The following is a 16,806-nucleotide window of genomic DNA, read 5'->3' as shown; positions in this document are numbered from 1 at the left end:
GGGCACCACCTGCACATTAATTCTTTTATTATAAAGGAAAGCGTGACTAAAATAATAGTGTGATACATTGCGTTGTTTGGAGAAGCATCGCTCGCCCGCGGAAAGCGAGCGGAATGCTTCGGAAAACAACAGTAGAGTCACAGTGCCAAATGAAAAAAGCGAGGTATTCAACGATTTAATCGTTGAATACCTCGCAATGTGAGAAGTTATGGACTTTTTCAGTGCCCTCATCAAAATGGAGTTTCTTTTTTATAAAGCTTGATTTTCCTTAATTGAACTATAACACCCAGTCACAATGTACAAGTAAGAAAGCTCTTAACTAATTTAATGATCTAAAGCAAATCGACTAATCCGTCTGGAACTAATTTTAATTTATTATCTGTAAAATCGCTAATTGGCTTCCAAAGCAATTTAAAGATTGCGCCATTATCTTCTTGTCCGAAAAAAGAAGGTTTTTCATAAAAGGACTTTTCGACAAATTCAGCATCATATACAAAAACTACTTCGTGTCCAAGGTCGCCGTTATATGTAAATATGTTTTCAATTGTACCTAAATAGTTTAAGTTCTTTATATTTGCCTCGATTTCTTCAAGTACTTCTCTCTTTATTGCATGAGAACTTGTCTCCCCATATTCAATTCCTCCGCCAATTGGCCGATAGTAATGATCTCCCTTTACTTCATCGAAGCCTTCAGAGACAAGTATTGAATCGCCTTTCCTAAATACACAAATAGCAATTGCTCGAATTTGACCTTTCTTCATCCTATACCTCCATTATCTTCAGTGATTTTGCAAGATTTTTCCTTATTATAACAAATGGATAGATAAATGTTATATAACTCCTTGCTTATTTTTGTTGGAATAGCTAAGTAATTCTAACTCAAGATTATTAAAATCTTTTATTTTTTTATCGTTCTTTCTCGAGGATGCGATGGCAAAATAGCATTGTATAGTTCTAGAGATGCAGGGTGCTTGAATGCACCATCTTTCCCAATCTCCTCAACTAGCTGACCGTGCTGCATCACGACGATTCGGTCTGACATAAAACGTGTTGCTTGTAAGTCATGAGAAATGAAAATGTAAGCAAGTTGCATGTCTTTTTGAAGAGTTTGTAGTAATTGTATAATATGCTGCTGCAAAATCATATCAAGACTACTAATGGCTTCATCCAATACAATCAATTTTGGATTTAAGGCAAGAGCTCTTGCAATGTTGACACGTTGCTGTTGCCCACCACTAAGTTGCGCAGGATATTTTTGAGCGATTGTTCTATCTAACTCCACGCAGTCTAGTAATTCCATTACTTTATGTTGTCTCTCTATTTTGCTGAAACGTTCGAAATTAAGGAGAGGTTCTTCTACTATCTCAAAAATCGTCTGCTTCGGATTAAATGAATGATAGCTATTTTGAAAGACAGCCTGTAAATCTCTACGTATTATTTTTTTGTGCTTACTTGTTGTTTCATAAAGATTAATACCTTGAAATAGAACCTCACCTTTTGTTGGTCGTTCAATTCCTAAAATAATGCGGCCTAATGTACTTTTGCCTGAACCACTTTGACCGACGATTCCTAAACATTCACCCTCCTGAAGTGAAAATGTTACATTTTGTAACACAGGAGCTTCCTGTCCTCGTTTGAACAAGAACGGTTTTTGAGCATAATGCATCTCTATATTGTTCACTTCTAGCAGTGTCATATTTTTTCACCTCTAAAACATTATTCTTGATTGTAAAAGTTTCTTTGTATAGGAATGCTGAGGCGCATCAAAAAAATCAAAGACATTCGTGTGCTCAATCATTTCTCCTTGATACATCACGGCCACATCGTCAGCTAGTTCAGCAATAACACCTATATCATGCGTTACAAGAATAATAGCGGCTTCCGTTTCCGAGCGAATACGATCAAATAGTGTCAATATTTGTTTTTGATTGACTGTGTCAAGGGCTGTCGTTGGCTCATCTGCAATATATATTGAAGCTTGTATAGCCAATGACAAAGCAATCATCACTCGCTGTAGCATTCCGCCACTTAATTGGAAAGGATAATAGCGCAAAAGCTTTTCTGGATTGGGTAAATTGACTTTATACATAGCATCAATGGCAATCTGTCTCATTTCTTTTTTAGTCATTACAAAGTGAGCTTTTAATGATTCCCGAAAATGACTTTCGATTGTTTGAATACGATCAAAAGCTGTAGACGGATTTTGCATAATCATAGACAGATGCCTTCCACGATACGCTCTCAATTTAGCGGCTGATATATTCAATAAATTTTCTTGTTGGTAAATGATTTGGCCTTGTGTGATCTGCGCCGAAGCTGGTAATGATTGCATGATGGCGCGGCAAAGCATTGTCTTACCACTACCACTTTCCCCTATAATCCCTAAGACACGCCCTTTATAGGCTGTCAAATTGATAGAGGTTACTATATTTTTCTCACCGATTTTTACCGTTAAGTCTTGCACTTCTAAAACTTTTTCCATAATTACCCCTTTACTGGCCAAGCTTCTTGAAACTACTTGCCAAATGATTCAATAATAGCACAACAAGGACGATGGCAAGTCCAGGATAAAGCATTAATTCAGGATGTTGACGGATGTATTGTTTACCTTCATTCACCATCATTCCCCATTCAGGGATGGGGGCCTGCACGCCAAGTCCAATAAAGGAAAAGCCTGCAATTTCTAAAATAACCTTTCCTATATCTAATACGACAATTGTTACGATAGGTGGCAGTAAATTGGGGATATAATGGCGTTTGATTAATTTGATTCCAGAAGTGCCACTGATTCTTGCTGCTTGAATAAAATCTTTTTCGTTCAGCCCAATAAATAAACTTCTTATCAATCTTGAATAATAAATAAATTGCGTAAAAATAAGTGCGATTAACACATTTTTTAAGCTAGGACCTAATAAACCTAATAGTCCAAATGCAAGGACAAGTGTAGGAAAAGCTAATAAAATATCACATATTCGAATAAATAGGAAATCTATCAGGCCTCGTTTTAGCGCAACAAAAGCACCTAGTAAGATCGCTAAAAGAATGGCTACTATTTGAATGACGAGCGCTGATCCTATAGAATAGCGAATACCTAAAAGCAATCGTGAAAAAACACATCTTCCTAAATGATCTGTACCTAATGGATAGTCCCATGTTGGACCTAAAAATTTCTTTGATATATCGACTGCTAAAGGGTCATGAGGCATTAAAATTGGCGCAAACAGTCCTAACAAGCCAATGACTAGCAGTATCGTTAGACTAAATAATCTGAGTTCTTTATGTAATAGGCTCACTTCAATCTCTCCTGTCCTTCATCATCAGATGAGGATCCAATAGACGATGCAATACATCTGTGCATAAATTTGCAAGCACATAAATGACAGCAATAATCAATACATAGCATTGTACAACTGGGTAATCCCTGTTAATAATGGATTCTATTAAATACCTCCCAAGTCCTGGCCAACTAAAAACCTGCTCTACAATTACTGCACCACCTAGTAAATTACCAAGCGTCATACCTAACACAGTAGATAGCGGGATAATAGCATTTCTCAAAACATGGCGTACGAGGATCACAGAGTTTTTTAATCCTCTTAGCTGTGCATATTGAACATAATGCTGTTGTAATTCCTCAATGATGGTTGTACGGATAAACTGGACGAACAGTCCAATTGTTGGTAAAGCTAATGCGAGTGCAGGTAAAACTAGATGTACTAGTGTGCCCTTTCCATTTGTCGGGAAGATCCCTAATTTCAAGCTAAATATATATAATAGTAAAAAACCTAACCAAAATGTTGGAATCGATACACTCATGATAGTCAATAGTCTAATGATTTTATCGATGATGGAATGCTTATATAATGCACTTATGATCCCTAATGGTATACTTAATCCTAAAATTAACACAAATGCAGCAACTGCTAATTCAATGGTAGCGGGTAATTTCGCGAAAAGTTCATGTGCTACTGGTAATTTACTAACAAAAGATGTACCAAAATCTAAATGCAAAACGCCTTTTATCCACAGTAAATATTGAATAAGAAAAGGTTTGTCTGTTCCAAGTTCTTCACGTAATGCTTGAATGGCTTCTGCTGTTGGTGCAACTCTTGCCAATCTAAGAATGACCTCAGCAGGTTCTACTGGAACGAAACGAATAAATACAAAAGTCAGGATGGATACGCCCAATAGTACAAACGGTAAAGTCAAAATTCTTTTTAAACAAAACATCCATGTCGATTCATACATGCTGTCACTTCCTAATCAATCCTATGATAAAGAGAGAGCTGTCTTTGATAGACATACTCTCTCTTTTACAGTTATTTTTCTTTATCCATTTGTGCAAATGGAATATCATATTCAGATGCACGTGGAGCAAAATCCTTCATATATGGCTGATAAATCACGTTATTTGTTTCGTAAGATATAGGATAGAATAGTGCTTGGTCATGGAACATTGTTAAAATATCCGTATAAAGTTGCACTCGCTCTTTTTCATCTGTACCTACTAATAATTGATGAATGCTATTATCGATTTCTTTGGCATTTGGTAAGCCTAATTTTGCTTCATAGACACCATTAGCGTTTGGTGTAGCTGATTCATTAGCAAAGCTATGTGGATCTGTTGGTGGTCCATTTGTACGCCAGAAATTAATATCAACTTGATCATCCATTAATTTTTGCAGACCTACCATCACATCTGCGCCTTCTAAATTCAATTGTACCCCTATTTTCGCAAGTTCACCTTGCATTAGTTCTGCCATAGGTTTTTGAATCGCATCTGTCGCAATGTAGATTAAATCTAATGTTAGTGGCTGTCCGTTTTTAGAGCGAATTTTTTCACCCTTCTGAAGCGTCCATCCCGCTTCATCTAGCAATTGTTGCGCTTTTTTCGGATTATATAAAATTGGCGCTAAATCAATATTGGCATAAGGCACAGCATCCCAAAATAGTGTATTGGCCACTTTTTCAGTACCATGTGTAATACTGTCAACCATCTGTTCCTTATTGATTGCATATTGAATCGCTTGACGTACCTTTAATTCTGCTAACGGACCTGACTGTGTATTCAACAGTAGCGCACGCGTAGATAAAGGTTCAGACGTAGCGGTTTTATATTTCCCGCTATCTTTTAAAAACGTATAGTTATCTAAACTAATGATGCCACGACCATATATTAAATCTAATTCTTCGTTTTCAAATGCTAACGAGATAGATTCTGAATCAGGGATAATTTTTACTTTTATTTGTTCTACAAGAGGTTTTTCTCCCCAGTAGTTTTCGTTGCGACTAAATAAAGCATATTCATCCTTTTTGTAATCTGTTAATACCCATGGGCCTGTCCCAATTGGTGCTTTGATTGAATCTTGTGTCGCATCACCTTTAGGGAATCCATTATCACCTAAAAAACGGAAAGGTCTTACGAAGGCAAGTTCGTTTAAGACAGGATAATAGGGTTCATCCAATTGCAAACGAATTGTAAAGTCATCCACTTTCACAACCTCTTTAATATGATTAACCATGCCCATCCAAGAATGCATATCACGATTTGCTAAAACTGCATGAAAGTTACGAATCACATTGTCTGCATTAAAAGCCGTTCCGTCAGAATACTTGACATCTTTTCTTAAATGGAAAACATAAGAAGTTTTGTCCTTTGAGATGTCCCAACTTTCTGCTAGTTTCGGCGTAATTGTTCCGTCATCGTTATATTCAACCAATGATTCATAGACCATCGCTTGTGCTGTCATTTGATTTGGTAAATATGTATGGGGATTTAATGGACCTACATCTAATGGCCATCCAATCGTTATCATTTTTTCGTCAGTCTGTTGTTTCGTTGCTGTCTCTTCCTTTTCAGTGCTTGTACAGCCAGTAAGTAAACTGAACATCATAACAAGCATGAAAGGAAGTAAATACTTTGTCAATCTCATTTTCTGTCTCCTATCTTTGTTTGTGGTGCACTAAATGAAGAATCTACAGAGTGAAAAAAGGCATAAAAAAAACCTTATTCCAAAAGAATAAGGACAGAATAACTTACTGTGAGTAAGCCCCCATCCATCTCCCTATCTTTCGTAGATCATCAATGAATCTCCTTACAAGCAGGCATTCTGGCTCATGAATCATGATTTTGCTTCACCTTCCCAAGTATTCACTCAGTGGTAATCTAAACAAAACTCCTCATTTACAGCTGCGGGACAGCATGGGATTTACACCCATTTTCCTTTTAATTGAATGAAAGCTTATTTCACTCAAACTTGTAATGATTGCTATGAAATTTGTATTAAACATAACATGCTCAAATGTTCACGTCAATTTTATTTTCTGAATATAATAATAACCTTATAGTAATGACTAACATAATAAGACCAGGAATCTTAGTCCTGGCCTTGTTTTCTTCTTTTTATGTTTAGTCACAAAGATGTTGCGGATAAAGCCAGGCATCTTTTTTAATGATTCAATGCTCTTGGCTGATTTAAGACAGCTCAAATGATACGCCTGTTCATCAATACTTGCGTTGAAAAGGGGATGAGTAATATCTAGGATTGGCAATTGAATATCATGCTCGAAAACCGCATAAAGAATACGCTTATTTTGCTCTGCATTCTCCACTTTATCACCACTCTTTTTAACAATTTTTATTGGTGTTCAAGAAACAAATAGATAACCTTTATTTCGGAAATATTTTATCTTTTCCACAATCTTCTTATAATTAAAGCACTTGTTAGTTGAAGTGCAATAAACTCACCATCTTCTTACAAAGAACGTATTCGATTATTGCTCTAACAAATAAAATATCGGTAGTAAAATTAATCCTAGTAGAAAAAGCACTGGAATCGCGGAAACAATTAAAGCAAAAATTCTCAACTTGCCCTTTTGGCTAAAAAATGCAGCTAGAAATGAGGCTACTATTAAAGAAATGACCACAACGTCCCCAATTTCCGAGGTTCCGTTCACTTCAATTGGTGTAATATTTTTTTTGCAATCGCCACGTAGCTCAACATTTAGATACCCAGTTATGAATTTCATTAGCTACTTTTTTAGGGTTATCCCAATGAACCATATGATCAGTTGCTTCCATTGAAACAATGGTGACATTTTCTATATGCTGTTTTAATTTGTTGATTCCAGTTCTTCTAGCGTTTATTAACTCTTTGGGAAGAGTTGCGTGGATAAGAATCAATGGTGATTTTATGTATGGATAAGCTGTTGTAAAACTTTCTCTAAAAAATGCTTTAATAATAGATAATACAGTAAACTTTGAAGTAATAAGTTCATATTTTTCTCTTTTATTAAAAAGTGTTTGAACCATTTGTTCAATTTTTTCAATCCATCGGTCAGTATATTGTTGGTAATCCCCGATTACATCAGCCCAAGTGTCAAAAACCGAGGAATGCTCCATATAATCATTCCACCCATCATATACTTTAGAAAAGGTCATATCTACTTGGAAATCTGGAAACGTATAGCCACCATCAAGTAAGATAACCCCTTTAATTTTTTTAGGGTACATTTTAGCATAGTGTAAAGCTATATCAGCTCCCCAAGAATGGCCCAAAATATAAAAGGGTTCTTTTAAGACTCGTTCGAATACATCGTTATACCATTTTGCAAGACTTGAAAATAGATAACCATCTTCATTTACAAAAGGAGATGTGCCTCCGTGACCTGGATTATCAAAAGATAATATATGAAAATCATCTTCTAGGTATTCAGCTAACTCAGAAAAGACTGCCCCACTATTTCCAAGTCCGTGTAAACAGACTATTGTGGGTTTAGTGTTCTTTCCTAATTCGTAATAATGGACATCCAACTCTTTAACACATAAACTAATATCCTTCATAATACCTCCTGTTTAGAATTAATTATATTTGTTTATTTCTACACATTATTACAATGGCCCTTCTTCCACTAACCTCCCCCGTTAGCCATCTATGTAGCGCAAAAAATCAACATTTCACCACAGAAAATGAAAGATTATTACGTTCTTTCATGGGAGTTATATAGCAATATTTTTTTAGAATACAGCCTTTACAATTGACTAATTTTATCATCAAAAGTTTTATATCTTGTTCCACTAAACAGACCGTTAGTTGAATAGCAACTATCTTTTTGAATGATTAAACATAAAGTCTAATCATTCTTCTTGTACTAAAGCACCTATTTTTGTCATTCAGTCCCATACAGACCAAGCAGCCTCGATATGATTACCTGATGGGTCAGTAAAGACAAAATATTTAGCATTTTCTGCACGCATCATAATCTCGGTAACTTCTATACCGTTAGCCTTTAATGATTGATGTGTATATTCAAGATCTGGACAATTCAACGTAAAAGTTTGATACAGGCGACCATCGCGTAAAAAATCTGCTGTTGTATGATCCTTTGTTTCTACAAGGAGTAATACAACATATCCTTCTGGCGGTGTTAATACTGCCACATAACCAATATCATCCTGAAATTTTGGTGCTTTAAGCTTAAATCCTAGCTTATTCTGGTACCATTCAATTGTTTCATCGATATTATTAGCTGGTAAATAGAGATAGCCAATTCTACTGAATAATGACTTTTGCTCTTCAGTAACTTCCAATTCCCTCACTCCTGATTAAAAAATTTAGGTTGGTTAATAGTATTCTATAAAATCCAGTATATCCCTTTTTGCCATGGGAATTGTTCGACAAATGTTTTTTACTAACGACGCAGAATATTTGAATAAGTTTTGGAAACAATACACCTAAAAAGGGCTTGAGAAAATGAAAAGAATTGTTTTTGTTGTCTTACTTTTATTAGTTCCAATTGATGCTGTTGAGATAGTATCTGCTAGTTCTCTACAATTAACAAAAGATACATTTGAAGCCGATGAACAGCAAGAATTATCAATAAAACAAGCGATTGAATTAGCCTATCCACCTGCATTGAAATGGAATAAAAATGCTCAATTAAAAGATGCAATAAATATTGATTTAGATAAGCCTGGAAAGTCAATCGGAAGTAACGGCAAAAGAAAGCATTGGAATATTTTATTTGGAGTGCCAGAAACTAATAAGGCTTTTTTAGTAACCATTCATGACGGAAAAATAGATGATACAAATGATTTAACGAGTGATGGTACTTCTCCTTACCCTAAAAAAGAGTTTATACAAATGAAAGATATTAAGTATGATTCACCTGAATTGCTTCAAAAAGCCATAAAAATTGGCGGTATTTATCCAGGTAAAGATTGGGCTAAAGGCTATAATTTTATGCTTAGAAAAGATATAGAGAGAAATGTTACCCTTCTAATAGTGATAGGTTGGAATAGTGACCAAACAAAATTGGAAGCAGCGGGCTTTAATGCTTCCACAGGAGAATACATTAAACCTAATTAATTTCACTCTAAATTTTTTCGTTAACGCGGACACTAGCGAAATAAGAAGGATCGAAATCAATCTTTTTTTGTTCAAAGCGTGACTTTTTATATGTAAAAAAATAAGACGTTTAAATTGAAAAATTACTCAAAATACAACAAACAAAGCCAACTTCTTTGCGTACAGGAAATTGGCTTTCGTTTTGTTGAAATTCACAAAATGTGGGATATATATCATTTGGTTGGCGAGATCCCAAATGGTAACCCGCAATAATAAAATATGATTTGTTCACCTAATTGTTTATTTAAAATAATGATTGAATGTACATTCTCTGCTACCAGCACGTTCCATCGTTCACATCATGTTTTCACCATATTCAATAAGTCCACTGAAAGTCCACTTACCAATGGCGGTTGGTTTATTTTCTTTTATCATTAAGATTTCGTCATCTTTAAATATTGTTATACTCACTACTTAATTTGATAAATTCATCCACATCTTTAACGCATAATTCAATTCCTTTTTTCCAAAAAGCTTCCGAAGTGATATCTTCACCTAAATGTTTCATCACTAAATCTTCTGTGCACATACACCCTGAATCACGAAGTAAATCCAAATAACATCTTTCAAATTCTTTACCTTTTTCTTTTGCTTTTGCAAATATGCTCAATGCAAACAAATATCCGAATGAATATGGAAAATTATAAAAAGGAGATTGTGTAATATAATAATGTGGTGTCCAGATCCATGAATGCAGTGAAGGATTATCAAGAGAACTATCATATCCTTCATCTATTGCTTCTTGCATAATTTCGTTTAAGCGTGATGATGAAACAATTCCTTCTTTACGTTCTTCATAAAATTTCTTTTCAAATAAAAACCTAGAATGAATATTCATGAAATTCATAACACTACGCTTTAATTTCTCATCAAGTAAAAATAATTTTTCATTAGTAGATTTAGCTTTTTGCATTGCCGCATCTAATATAATCATCTCTGAAAACGTTGAAGCAGTTTCAGCAATGCTCATTGGATATTGTTTATTCACTCCATTAATAGATTTCATTGCATCGTTATGGAAGGCATGTCCTAATTCATGCGCAAGTGTTAATACATCTGTAATTGTACCGCCAAATGTCATGAAAACTCTTGATTCTTTCGAAAGTGGAAAACCTGAACAAAATGCAACAGCTGACTTATTTGCACGATCTTCAGCTTCTATCCATCCTTCACTAAATGCCTTTCTAGAGAAATTTTCTAATTCTGTTCCGAATTCACTGAAATGCTCCAAAATAAAATTAACAGCATCTTCGTATTCTATTTTTTGACTTTTTGTTGTAATAGGTGCCCAAAAGTTAAAGGATTGCATCTTTTTATAGCCATTTATTTTTGCTTTTTGATTTAGGTAGTCAGCGAAAGGTTTTTTATATTTATTAACTACAGACCACATCGCATGAAGCGTTTCCTCCTTCATACGATTTTTAATTAAAGATTCTTGTATTACATTATCCACGCCAGACTTCTTGTAAACTTGTAATCGAAAACCTGCAATATGATTTAATATTTTCGCAAATAGTTCTTCATTCTCTTTCCACGTATGTTCTAAAGCATTATGGGCTTCTTTACGAACATCTTCATTAGGATGTGAACGTAAGTTGATAGCTTGACCTACAGATAAATTTTTTTGTTCTCCATTTATTTGAACTTTTATCGTAACAGTACTCATAAAAGAATTATAAAATTGCCCCCAAGCATGATATCCATCTACCATGAGGTCCGATACTAAATTTTGTTCTCCATCTGAAAGGGTTGTCTCACCATCTTCACGCCATTCATTCAGTATAAACTTAAAGTTTGCTAAAACATCAGTATTCAGTAGATCTTTCCACAAATGGGTATCAATTTTTACCAGAGTGTTTTTCACTTTTTTCAATGCAGATTCAAAACGAGTATTTATTATCGTGATTTTCCCTTGCAGAATTATAGCATCCTGATCTTTTGGATTTTGGGCAAGAAGGCAGGTTATAAAAGAATTTGCTTGAGATATATTAGTTCGAATATCTCCTATGTATTCAACTAAAACCGCAACATTAATTGATTCATTTATTTTTTGTGGAACATTAAAGGAATTTGTTTTTTCTTCAAATTCAGAAATTTCTTTTTCTAAATATCTTATATGTTCATGTAATTGAGATGATTTACTTCCGCCCTGGAACAGACTATCTAAGTTCCAAACTTGGCTATACTTTGTTTCGCCCATTTATTTCTCCCCCTTAAATTTTAACTATTCAGTAATAAACAAACATACATTCCCATTTTACATTAGTGAGTGTTATTTAACAATCTTGCGCCATTGCTTAAGTAAATTGTTAATTTACTAATATAACTAAAATCAAATGGTTAATATATACGTTAATTCCCTCTTTTTTACATAGTTAAGGAATAAAGAAAGGAAGATTTGAAATTTAGATATGCGCCTGGTAATACGCAAGATCAGTCGTAATCACTTCAGCTTGATGCAATTGTCGAAAAACGAAGCGTTTAATTGAAATCAAGGAAGATTTTGAAGCAAAAGATATTCATTTTGTATCCCTGCAAGATTAAATTGACAGAACAACTGCTATGGGAAGATTTTTTAAAAATTTATATTCAATGAGTAGATAAATATCGCAGTTCCTTTTAACAACTATTCATATTATAGATTGTAGAAAGGAGGTAATAACTATGTCTGAATACTGCGGTAATGGCGGCGGCTACGGTACTGGTTCAGCATTTGCGCTAATCGTTGTACTATTCATTCTATTGATTATTGTCGGCACTAGCTTCATCGGATTCTATTAATACCCAATACCGCCATCTATCCCATAATTTTTAGGATAATATAAAGTTATCCTTTCCCTTCGAATATTTACAAAGGGTCACAATCCTCCGGTGACCCTTTTAATAGTTTCTTAAATCAAAGTTAAGTATTGAGTCGCATCTGAAGGGGCACTGAGTGTCGTTTTTGAGATAGTAAGAAAACCTCTTATCATACAGTCGGTTGAAGATATTGGTCGTGTTTTATTTAATTAGCGACGTTTTCAGCTGATGGTGGAATTGCATTTCTACTACTTATGTTCGTTAATGATATGGATGATAACGAAGAAACCTTATTGATACCCAACTACATATAGTTAGACCAACATTAAAACATTCTTTGCAAGCAAACAAAAAAATAACATGAGACCCCACCTCAAATAGATAGATGATGCCCCCATGTTATTCTCTGTTTTTTATTCCGCTATTTACAACTATACTCTTTTGCACGTATCTGTATGATTTAGTTAATGATCTAGTTCTAAAGGTAAAAACGCATATTCTCCATTTCTAATAATCTCACATTTACGAACTGGGACAGGTTGTTTGAAAATTGGCCCATCTAATACTGTAGTATGGAACTCTCCACCTTCTCCGCAAGGGTCAATACCACGAGATTCAAGCTCCTTTATGTATTCAAGGGTTAACGTCCGTCCTAAATCTTCCTCGCGCATGCCCAAAGATAAATTAACAGTTACAATGATTGTAACAAATCCTAGGTTTATGAACTCTTCAACAGCTTCACGATGACCCATCTCCCATAAAGGCATGCCTAGTTTTAATCCAGCATTCTTCGTAACCTTGTCATGCCAGCAGCCATGTTCAGGCATATCTAAGTCTCCTGTTACTAACACTTCTGCCCCTTGATTTTTAGCTTTTTCTAAAAGGTGCGTAAATACTTTTTCATATTCTGTCCAGCTTGCTGCTGCAGTATAAACAGGTAAACCTATCGATTTAGCTTGAGCACGTATAAGTTCCGGAGGCATTCCATGGGATCTTGAACGTTCGCCTTCTTCCTCCAACATGACGATTAATCCAAGCGCTTCTCCAACCTTCATTGCTTTATATAAAGCTAAGACACTATCCTTTCCCCCGCTAAAAGAAGCTATGAATTTATGCCCTCGAGCATTATTTTTCCAATCTATTAATTCTGCCATGCATATCTTTCCCCTTTAGTTTCTAATGACTTTTTATAAGCTCCTCCTAGAATAACATGAAAACTCATATGCAATTGCACATGAGTTTTCAAAGAGGCTTGATCTAATTGTTTTGCTCAAGGCATTGGTAAATTGCCATCATATCTCGTTTATTCAATTCACGAATACGGTTGAAAATTGGAATATCTGCAACAGCCTCCGTGATTAAACTTTCAGCGACAACGTCATTGACTTTGCCCGTTAGCCATGTTTGCACGTCTACACCATCGACAATTTCCTTCCGTCCTTCATCATTGATACCACTTGCAGAGCAACTAACACATGGTACGGATAATTTATAGACGCCATCATGGAGATTGTCTTCTGAAATGACTTTCTTCCCATTACAGAATGGACATTTATGACTTGCTTTAATTTTATTAATTTGTGTCACAATTTTTTTGTAGCCAAATGCTTCATAGACGTACGTTAGTTTTTTGTATTTTCCATTAGTGAAATATTGGTCAATGATAGTTTCTCTCGTTTCGTCAATATTGGCAAAATCACAAATTGTTAGGAGATTTTTGCTGCTTATTGCTTCGATATTGTCTTTAATTTTGTCCCAGAATGGTAAAACATTATTTAGTACTATTTCATAACCGGCAAAGCTTGCTAGATCTAATTCAAGCATTTTCAACGATACTTGCGTTTCTCTAGGAAGTAAAGAGACATCTTCCGTAAGAGTCATATCGCCGCCTACAATTGCTTTTAGTTTTTCAAGCTCTGGTAAGTTCCCTACAGTTTTTATGACTTGATCGATAGGTTGATGTATTATCTCGCGAATATCAGTGTCTTCAAACGTTAGTTTTTTCTTATGGTTTAGCACCGCACCTTGACAAATTGGACAGGCAATCATTTCTTTTGATTCTTTCATTTGCTCTTTAATAATTGATTTCGAAATAACGATATAACGTCCAAGGATAAAATTAAAACCTTCCCATTTTTTTGAGGACTTACTTGCTTTATCATAAAATGATTTTTCCCAATAACCATATAGGAAGGTATGTCTTTCTTCCGTTGTCATCTCATTGTAGCTTTTACTAATATCTTGACCCAGTTCATTCTTGATCTCATCAAAAAGGAATTGTAATTTCGGATATTGATAATATTTTAATACTTCCATCACGTCTGGATGTAATAAGCCATCCCAGAATGGCACTGTTTTGTCTTGTATGACGATATCGAAATCAAATTTTTCAATTTGAAGGCGACCAGAACAACTAGGGCAATGATTTTCCTGGCTGAAGAAATCGAAGCTTCTCGTATCTTTATTCGTCGGATGTGCAGCCACGATATGGTTAATCAGTCCACCGATTTCATATAAAAAACTATACTGACTATACAAGTGTCTTTCTAGATCAATGGCGACGACAGGTGCGATTGTTGCGGATTCATACTCACCATAAATTAAACGGGCCATTGATGACAAGCTTTTTAAAATACCACCTTTATAGATGTTTTCGGCATTTTTAAAATAGCTAATATGATTTTTTTCTAAATAATGCATGCCTTTTTTTGAAGATAGTGTTGACGGTATATGCAATGAAGCATCACTATTTATGCTGTTATGCTGACTGAAATAATCATCTTGACTGACAACATCAAGATGTCGAACAGGTTCCTGCTGTCTCTTCCCAAAATCAACGATAAAATCAGAGCTTTCTATCATATAAGCATTATGCTCAATCATCATAATAGAAACGGATTCATCTTGCAGAATGTCCCTGACACTATCAATGAATTGATTTAAAATATTTTGTGATAAACCTTTTGAAGGCTCGTCAAAAATAAATAGCGTATGGGGGTTTCTTGCGTTCGAAAACAGCTCTGAAACTAAATGAACACATTGAAATTCACCTGTCGATAAAGATTGTGTTTTTCTTTCCAACGTTAAATAACCGAGCCCAAGTTTGATTAGTAAACTTAAGCGTTTATGAGCGATATCTTCATTTGGAAGCTCCTCAATAATGTCTTCAATGGAACGTTGGAAAACATCATTTATGTCGTCACTGTATTTCGTCATTTTCTTTTTAATATCAAGAAACGTTGCAACAGTTGATCGACTAGTAATCGATTGGTTGCGGTCTTGTCCTACCATAACCAGTTTATCTTTTGGATATCGTTTTAAGAAATCCTTAGAGATACACTCATTGACAAGGGTCGATTTCCCACAGCCAGACTCACCTGTAACGGTTACTAGTCTATTTTTAGGAATCTGAATGTCAGCCATTTCAATATTACGACAGTAAAGTTCGTGAAATTGATAATAGTCTGTAGGTACTGCCTGATTTCGTTCACAATGAATTGGCTCTGGACGCGGTGATTCTTCGACGATTCTACCGCCGTATTTCCCACTACCTGGCCCGAAGAATAGTTGCTCATCCGCTGTATCGAGTACCGTATCAGAATGATCAATTAGCCAAATTTGGTTTTTATAGCCCAATTGTTTAATTTGTTGTAAAATTTTCAACAGCGTTTGGTGATCAAGACCAACAGAAATTTCATCAATAATAATTACGGTATTTTCACTAGCAGCCATAAATTCTGCCAAGTAAAGTCGTGTTAATTCCCCGCCAGATAGAGTGCCCATGATCCTATTTATTGTTAAGTAACCAATATTCATATTGATAATATTTTCAAGAATATGTTGTCTCTCTTCGCTAATATTTAATTCTTCTGAAAGGGAATAAATCGCTTCAATACTTAAATTGTTAATATCCGAAATACTATGTGGCTGATTCCATAATTCTAGCTTATATTGCTCAACTTCCGGACTGTAACGCTTACCCTCACACTTTTTGCATTCGACATTTTTAGTTGTTCCACGTCCTTTACATGCAGGACACCAGCCTAATGCATTATTAAAGGAAAAAACCTCTGGCGAAAGATCAAACTGATCTGCAAGCTTTTCGCGAACCTCTTTAAAAACGCCTGTATGGGTACCAACCGTTGAACGTGGATTAGTAGAAATTGATGATTTCCCAAGAAAAAGGACTAAAGGCATTTCTTCCATCTTAATGGCACTGAAATTCGTTTCCATAATATCGGGAAACAAATACTGATATTCAGCCTTTGGCAATAAAGAAACGAGACGCTTCTTAGATTCTTCACCAATTGTTTGACAAAATGTAGTTTTACCAGAGCCAGACAATCCAGCAATTCCTAATGATTGATCTTCCGACAAGTCGACATCTAAGCGGTTTATATTGTTAGCAATTAATTGATTTATTTTCATCGGATATTCTCTCCATTCCATCTAGTATTGTCATGTTAGCACAACTACTACTGGATTTGTTATGATTATGAATCGACATTAAAAATGACGCTTTTCGTGTCCTGAAAAGCGCCAAACGATTAATATGTGTTACTCTCCTTAATTTTTTGATAGCTGCCTTCCAAGATTGTTT

At 35.1% G+C, this 16,806-nt stretch carries 14 protein-coding genes and 1 riboswitch; of the genes, 2 read left to right on the top strand and 12 right to left on the bottom strand.

Annotation, left to right across the window (positions count from 1 at the left end):
• Positions 1 to 332 precede the first annotated feature (332 nt).
• The 9 genes from ACMZ42_RS03185 to ACMZ42_RS03145 all read right to left on the bottom strand — a co-directional run bounded on the left by ACMZ42_RS03185 (position 333) and on the right by ACMZ42_RS03145 (position 8,590).
• Positions 333 to 761: an NUDIX hydrolase gene (locus ACMZ42_RS03185; protein WP_370076315.1), complete on the bottom strand. Its 429-nt coding sequence runs from the start codon at positions 759 to 761 to the stop codon at positions 333 to 335.
• Positions 762 to 898: 137 nt separating this feature from the next.
• A complete protein-coding gene (locus ACMZ42_RS03180) occupies positions 899 to 1,696 on the bottom strand; it encodes an ABC transporter ATP-binding protein (protein ID WP_415730538.1) in 798 nt (265 codons plus the stop codon).
• 12 nt (positions 1,697 to 1,708) lie between these two features.
• Entirely contained in the window at positions 1,709 to 2,482 is a 774-nt protein-coding gene (locus ACMZ42_RS03175; protein ID WP_415730537.1) for an ABC transporter ATP-binding protein, read from the bottom strand.
• 10 nt (positions 2,483 to 2,492) lie between these two features.
• Positions 2,493 to 3,293, bottom strand: a complete 801-nt coding sequence (locus ACMZ42_RS03170; protein WP_415730536.1) for an ABC transporter permease subunit — start codon at positions 3,291 to 3,293, stop codon at positions 2,493 to 2,495.
• Position 3,294: 1 nt separating this feature from the next.
• Entirely contained in the window at positions 3,295 to 4,248 is a 954-nt protein-coding gene (nikB, locus tag ACMZ42_RS03165; RefSeq protein ID WP_415730535.1) for a nickel ABC transporter permease, read from the bottom strand.
• 71 nt (positions 4,249 to 4,319) lie between these two features.
• On the bottom strand, positions 4,320 to 5,933 hold the full coding sequence (gene nikA / locus ACMZ42_RS03160; protein ID WP_415730534.1) for a nickel ABC transporter substrate-binding protein: 1,614 nt from the start codon (positions 5,931 to 5,933) through the stop codon (positions 4,320 to 4,322).
• Between the two features lie 149 nt (positions 5,934 to 6,082).
• Positions 6,083 to 6,276, bottom strand: a riboswitch (cobalamin riboswitch).
• A 78-nt stretch (positions 6,277 to 6,354) separates the two neighbouring features.
• A complete protein-coding gene (locus tag ACMZ42_RS03155) occupies positions 6,355 to 6,612 on the bottom strand; it encodes a hypothetical protein (RefSeq protein ID WP_415730533.1) in 258 nt (85 codons plus the stop codon).
• 385 nt (positions 6,613 to 6,997) lie between these two features.
• Positions 6,998 to 7,843, bottom strand: coding sequence for an alpha/beta fold hydrolase (locus ACMZ42_RS03150; protein ID WP_415730532.1), 846 nt, complete (start codon positions 7,841 to 7,843; stop codon positions 6,998 to 7,000).
• Between the two features lie 330 nt (positions 7,844 to 8,173).
• On the bottom strand, positions 8,174 to 8,590 hold the full coding sequence (locus tag ACMZ42_RS03145) for a VOC family protein (protein ID WP_415730531.1): 417 nt from the start codon (positions 8,588 to 8,590) through the stop codon (positions 8,174 to 8,176).
• A 163-nt stretch (positions 8,591 to 8,753) separates the two neighbouring features.
• Here ACMZ42_RS03145 and ACMZ42_RS03140 point away from each other — a divergent pair, with 163 nt between their 5' ends.
• Positions 8,754 to 9,368, top strand: a complete 615-nt coding sequence (locus ACMZ42_RS03140; protein WP_370076297.1) for a hypothetical protein — start codon at positions 8,754 to 8,756, stop codon at positions 9,366 to 9,368.
• Positions 9,369 to 9,798: 430 nt separating this feature from the next.
• Here the strand turns inward: ACMZ42_RS03140 and ACMZ42_RS03135 are convergent, their stop codons facing one another.
• On the bottom strand, positions 9,799 to 11,607 hold the full coding sequence (locus tag ACMZ42_RS03135) for a M3 family oligoendopeptidase (RefSeq protein ID WP_415730530.1): 1,809 nt from the start codon (positions 11,605 to 11,607) through the stop codon (positions 9,799 to 9,801).
• A gap of 464 nt (positions 11,608 to 12,071) precedes the next feature.
• Here ACMZ42_RS03135 and ACMZ42_RS03130 point away from each other — a divergent pair, with 464 nt between their 5' ends.
• The gene (locus tag ACMZ42_RS03130; RefSeq protein WP_370076291.1) at positions 12,072 to 12,188 is read left to right on the top strand and encodes a YjcZ family sporulation protein; all 117 of its coding nucleotides are present in this window, start codon (positions 12,072 to 12,074) and stop codon (positions 12,186 to 12,188) included.
• 482 nt (positions 12,189 to 12,670) lie between these two features.
• On the opposite strand, the gene ACMZ42_RS03125 is transcribed toward ACMZ42_RS03130, so the two are convergent.
• Both ACMZ42_RS03125 and ACMZ42_RS03120 read right to left on the bottom strand, forming a co-directional pair.
• Positions 12,671 to 13,360, bottom strand: a complete 690-nt coding sequence (locus ACMZ42_RS03125; RefSeq protein WP_415730529.1) for a diphthine--ammonia ligase — start codon at positions 13,358 to 13,360, stop codon at positions 12,671 to 12,673.
• A gap of 103 nt (positions 13,361 to 13,463) precedes the next feature.
• Positions 13,464 to 16,634, bottom strand: a complete 3,171-nt coding sequence (locus tag ACMZ42_RS03120; RefSeq protein ID WP_415730528.1) for an ATP-binding cassette domain-containing protein — start codon at positions 16,632 to 16,634, stop codon at positions 13,464 to 13,466.
• Between the last annotated feature and the right edge of the window lie 172 nt (positions 16,635 to 16,806).

It is taken from the genome of Lysinibacillus sp. NPDC056185 (assembly GCF_047737915.1).
GTDB lineage: Bacteria > Bacillota > Bacilli > Bacillales_A > Planococcaceae > Lysinibacillus.
The sequence above is the reverse complement of the archived record's forward strand: the minus strand, read 5'-3'. Positions and strand labels throughout refer to the sequence as shown.